The sequence below is a fragment of the Frankia sp. CgKIO3 genome (genome assembly GCF_977946435.1).
This window is the reverse complement of sequence record NZ_CDWTMO010000232.1, coordinates 1-4,965: the sequence shown is the minus strand read 5'-3', so window position 1 is coordinate 4,965 and position 4,965 is coordinate 1. Positions and strand designations below refer to the sequence as shown.

3 protein-coding genes and 2 pseudogenes are annotated in these 4,965 nt (G+C 66.7%); 2 read left to right on the top strand and 3 right to left on the bottom strand.

Annotated features, from left to right (window positions below; all coding sequences use genetic code 11):
* Positions 1-1,138, bottom strand: a pseudogene (locus AC08OJ_RS18585) (IS110 family RNA-guided transposase); the annotation flags it as partial.
* A gap of 767 nt (positions 1,139-1,905) precedes the next feature.
* Here AC08OJ_RS18585 and AC08OJ_RS18580 point away from each other — a divergent pair.
* Positions 1,906-2,664 (top strand): hypothetical protein, encoded by a 759-nt coding sequence (locus AC08OJ_RS18580; RefSeq protein WP_476594690.1) that lies wholly within the window; start codon positions 1,906-1,908, stop codon positions 2,662-2,664.
* Positions 2,661-3,234 (top strand): annotated as a pseudogene (locus tag AC08OJ_RS18575) (GNAT family N-acetyltransferase). The gene AC08OJ_RS18580 and the pseudogene AC08OJ_RS18575 overlap by 4 nt, the downstream one beginning before the upstream one ends.
* A 499-nt stretch (positions 3,235-3,733) precedes the next feature.
* Here AC08OJ_RS18575 and AC08OJ_RS18570 read toward each other — a convergent pair.
* Positions 3,734-4,093: a hypothetical protein gene (locus AC08OJ_RS18570; protein WP_476594406.1), complete on the bottom strand. Its 360-nt coding sequence runs from the start codon at positions 4,091-4,093 to the stop codon at positions 3,734-3,736.
* Positions 4,094-4,669: 576 nt separating this feature from the next.
* Positions 4,670-4,965 (bottom strand): GNAT family N-acetyltransferase (locus AC08OJ_RS18565; RefSeq protein ID WP_476596407.1); only part of this gene is annotated, 296 nt, incomplete at its 5' end.

The window sequence follows — 4,965 nt, the reverse complement described above, 5'->3', positions numbered from 1 at the left end:
GTCTCCACCGAGGTCCTGGTAGACGGTGTTGTTCGCGATGATGTGCCAGTAGGCGATGAGAATGTCGTGGCGGGTCGCGCCGATGGCTTTGAGGACCCCGCGGCGGCCGCGGACCTGGGCGTGGTGGGACGCCAGGTAAGTGTCCTTGCTACGAGCGGCGGAGTGCGCGGCCTCGGTCAACGCGGTACGTAACCACTTGTTTACCATGCCGGGTCCGGCCGGACAGGCGTTTCCCGCCGGAGGTGTTGTTTCCCGGGCAGATACCCGCCCAGGACGCGAGATGGCCGGCGGTCGGGAACCGGCTCATGTCCAGGCCGACCTCGGCGAGCAGCACGGTCGCGGTGACCTCACCCACTCCGGTGATCGTGCGGATCCGGTCGACCGTCTCCCGAAAAGGGGCGATCATCACCTCGATCCGGTGGTCGAGCTCGTCGATCTGCTCGTCACACAGGTCGATCCGTGCGAGCAGCTGCGCGGCGAGGAACCCGTGGTGCCCGGAGCGGAACGTTCCCGCGAGTGCCTCCTGTAGCTGTGGGATCTTGCGGCGGAGTCGGCCGCGGGCCTGATCGGCCAGATACTCCAGGGACTGCTCTCCCTCGATCATCTTCTCCAGGATCGCGCGGCCCGAGACCCCGAGCAGCTTGGAGGCGACGCTGGTGAGTTTCACGCCGGCGTCCTGCATCAGCTTCTCCAGCCGCTGGATCTCCCGGGTCTTCTCCTCGACCACGATCCGTCGGGCCCGGGTCAGGTCACGCAGGTCCCGCTGGGGTTTCGGCGGCACGAAGGAGGCGCGTACCAGACCGTGCGCGACGAGGTCCGAGATCCAGGCCGCGTCCGCGACATCTGTTTTTCGGCCTGGTACGTTTCGGACGTGGGTGGCGTTGAATAGCCAGCACTCGAACCGGTCTTCCAGCATGTGGAATACCGGTTTCCAGTAGACGCCTGTCGATTCCATCCCAAAGATCGTCACTCGGTTCTCGGTGAGCCAGTCCGCGAGTAGTCCGAGCGAGCCCCCGGTTGTGGTGAACGTCCGGACCTCGGTGACGGCTTTACCCGAACCGGTTTGGATGCGCACCGCCGCGGCAACCGTGTCTCGGTGCACGTCAAGACCTGCGCATCGCGGGAATAACACCTGCATCTGCCAGCCCTCCGTCGTCAGCGACCTGTAGGCGCTGTCCGGAGAGGCCCTGACCACAGGAAACTGAGGAACGCGCTCGTAGCAGCAGAAAAGAGTGCCACAGGACCTCCACCGCCATACTCTTGGACGGGCTCTGAGCACCAGAGAACGCCGACGCCGATCCGGACAGCATCGGAGATGCTGCACGGGCCTCGGCGATGCCGGGCCGAAACGATCCGTCAGCCAACATCAGGACCACAGGCGTCCCGCGGCCGGACTCAAATTCTCATACGAAAGGGTGGCGGCCACGCCGCCCTAGCTGCTCTCGGGGAATCGTCGGCTGGATCCGCAACGCGGGGCCGCTGCCGGCAGGCCACGTCCTCGCAGCCCTGGACAAGGTCTTCGGAACCGGCAGCGAGCTGACCGACCTGGGAGAGCGAATCCGGGCCGCCCAAGCCGCACAACGACTCCGGGGCTTGGAGGAAGTTGCCGGGACGGGAACCGCCGTGGACGCTGAACAGCAGACGACGGAAGAGGAGATGGTCACGACGGACAGGTGACAGGTCTTCGAGTTCGCCGCGGCAGGGCTCGTTGCAGCAGAGACCTACCGGCAGTGGACGACATCCGGACCGGATGTTCTGACCCTCGACGAGATCGACGACTCGATTAACAACCATGCTACCGCGTTCACCATCGAGCCGCATCACCAGCTCGCGCCGAAGGTGTGGAGAACCTGGGAGTCGGCACACACACTCCTGCGTAGCGGCGGTGCCCGTGCACGGTCGCAGGTGCAACTGACTGTTGCGGCTGGCTACGCCTCGTACATGCTGTGCAGGCTGGCGTTCAACCTCGGTGACACCGTCACCGCCCGCCGGTTCGTGCGCCTCGCGGGTGAGCATGCCGAGCAGACCAACGATGTCGTGATGGCCGCGTCAGTGGGAGAGATGCTGTCCACGCTGGCGTTCTACGGCCGGCGCTACCGGGAAGCGGCCACCGCGGCGCAGCGGACCGCCGCGGTGGCCGACGGCCCGTACACCCGTGCCCGTATGGCCGCGTACGAAGCGCGGGCGCTCGGCGCGCTCGGCGATGTCGGCGGCACCCGGGCGGCGTTGAACCGGATGCGCACCTCGGTGACAGATCTACCGTTGCAGCCGGGGTGCAGCCCGTTCGGGCAGGCGACCGCGGCCATGTTCGAGGCCGGCGTGCTCGCTCGCATCGGCGCCGGTATCGAGGCCGATCCGATCGCCCGTCGAGCCGTCGTCGCTTACGAGACCGACCGCGCTACCGGATATGAGGATTACGGGAATGCGTTGCTAGCGCTTGCCTGGAGCCTTACCAACCGCGAGCGGCCAGCGGTCGACGAGGCCGCGACAGTCGCCGGGCGTGCTGTTGCGTTGTTGGATGCCAGTCCTACCGCGTCTGTTTCCGCGCGGGTCGTCGAAGTGGCCGCCGGGTTCGGCTCTTACCCGGCGGTGGAGCCCGTATGGGACTTTTGGGACCGATGGAAAGCCCGGCCGCGGCTTGCGTTGACCGGAGGCCACGTATGACCTTCGTCTACGACGCCCCGTCCGTCTTCGAGATACCGACGGTCGTCACGGATCGGCTGGGTCTGCGTGGTTGGCGGGCCGCGGACCTTGAACCGTACGCGGCGATGAACGCCGACCCTGAGACGATGTGGTATCTCGACGGCACCTTCGGCGCGGCCGGAACAGAGCGTCTCGTCACCCATCTCATCGGCATGTGGGTGATCCGCGGTCAATGGCATGTGGGCGGTCGAGGATCGGGAGACGGGGGAGTTCCTCGGTCGGGCCGGGACGTACTTCGCGGACGGCTGGCCGGAAGTCGAGGTCGCGGTGTCGATCCGCCGCGATCGCTGGGGCCAAGGGCTTGGCACCGAGGCGATCCGGGCAGCGCTCGACTTCGGCTTCCAGCGGCTGCCCGTCGACGAGCTCATCACGGCGACGCACCAGGAGAACGCGGGGATAAACGCGATCGCGCGCAAGCTTGGGATGACCTTCCGGGAGGTGGCTGACGTCGGCCCATGGAGGGCGAACAACGTCTATGCGATCAGCCGAGCCGAGTGGAACACCCGGCGTGGGGCAACCTCCAGAGCCTGAGCTGCCGGGTACCCATGCCGGAGCCCACGCGAAGGATACGGCGCGGCCGCGCCGGCCGGGCCATCCTGACGGCATGGACGAGGCGCCTGGCAGGCCGTGGCCCAACCCGGTAATCGTGCTGCGCTGCAAGCTGAGCAGCGCCGAGAACCACGCCATCAATATGCAGAGCTTGATCATAGCCACGCAGAATTGGGTGAGTGAGCCGATCAGACCCCCGCCACCCCAGCCGCCACCAAAGCCGATCCTCGGCCCGGAGAGGTTGAAACCTCCCAGACCTAACGACATGCGTGGTCCCCGCATCCGCATTGCAGCCCCCTGCTACCGACATATGGAGCGGCAAGCTACAGGAGGACGGCGTCTAACCGTCGAGGCGGTGGCGACGACGCGCAACGTGGGCAACGGATGCATGTCGCGGGTAGTCCGCAGGTCCGCGCGCTGTGCTGCGAGACAAGTTCAGCCTGAGCCCTGCTCTACCTGCCACAGCGACGTGCCCGGAGCATCACCAGCGGGCGAGCTTCTCCGCATTGCCCACGAGCGGGTCGTTACTGCGGGTGACTACGTAGCCGTTCTCTTCCAAGACCCGGATCGCTTCCTCGGGAGCATCGCGGACCAGGGCGCCGATCTGACGCTGACGCCAACGGATCCGGCCAGCCTCGACGACCGCGCGCCAACCCTCCTTTGCATCGAAGCTGCATTCAGAAGTCAGGAACTGGATGAAGTCCTCGAGACACGGTCGCATCCGCGCCCCGCCCACAGGAAGATGGAGGGGCGCCAAGTCATGCGGCGTTTTCTTGCCGGCATGTGCAAGGAGGGCACTGAATGCACCGCGCTCCGCGTGGAACTGCCAGTGCGCAACCAAGTAGGTAGTCGATCTTTTCCAGCTCGGTGAGTGCCTCGAACTCGTCGCCGGTGAGCGCGTAGGCGTCGCAGCGGGCTCGAAGCTCGTCAGCGGTCAGGCCGATATCGATCCAAGATCGACTTCCGGCGCGCCTCAAGCTCCTCCCGGGTCGGCTTGATCACGTTCCGCAACATAGGTTCCTCCTCCAGGCTCACCGCCCAAAGTAAGCCACAGAGGTCCGACGGTTTCGCTCATCGGCCAAAAGAGGTAATTATTGCATGTCGGTGTTGGCCGTCCGGTGCCGTGGCACGGCCTGTCAGACCGGTAGGACGGTCCCACGGGACTGGCCGGTCCACGCACAGCCGTATAGACCTACTCGCCGAGGAACGCCGACAAGGCGTACGTCCCGTGCCGGTCGAGGTTGCCGCGGACCCGGTCGTAGCCGCGGGTCGTCCGCGGGTCCCACCGGTCCGGCGCTCAGTCGAGATCGATGGCCATCAGCATGCGGGAGTTCGGGGCGAGGCCGAGCTCTCTCTCGTGCGCGACGAGGTCGGCGAGCGCCGGGGTCATCTCGGCCGCCACCAGTTCCCGGAAGCCTCACCGCGCATACAACGGACCGTTCCACGGCACCGTCCGGAAGGTCGACAACGTTACCCTCCGCACACGACGGGAGCGTGCATAATCGCTCACGCTCAGGCTCAGCGCCCGGCCCCGACCCGACCTCCCGTGCTCCGGACGCACCGAGAGCTGTTCGAGATGGACACTCGCCGCCGGAGTCCCCACGCGTGGCGGCGCGCCGTCGGTCCCCGGCCCGGGCTCGGGGACGTCCGTGGGGAGGGTGTCCGTGGGGAGGACGTCGGCGAGGGCGTAGCCCACCGCGACCCCCACCGGGC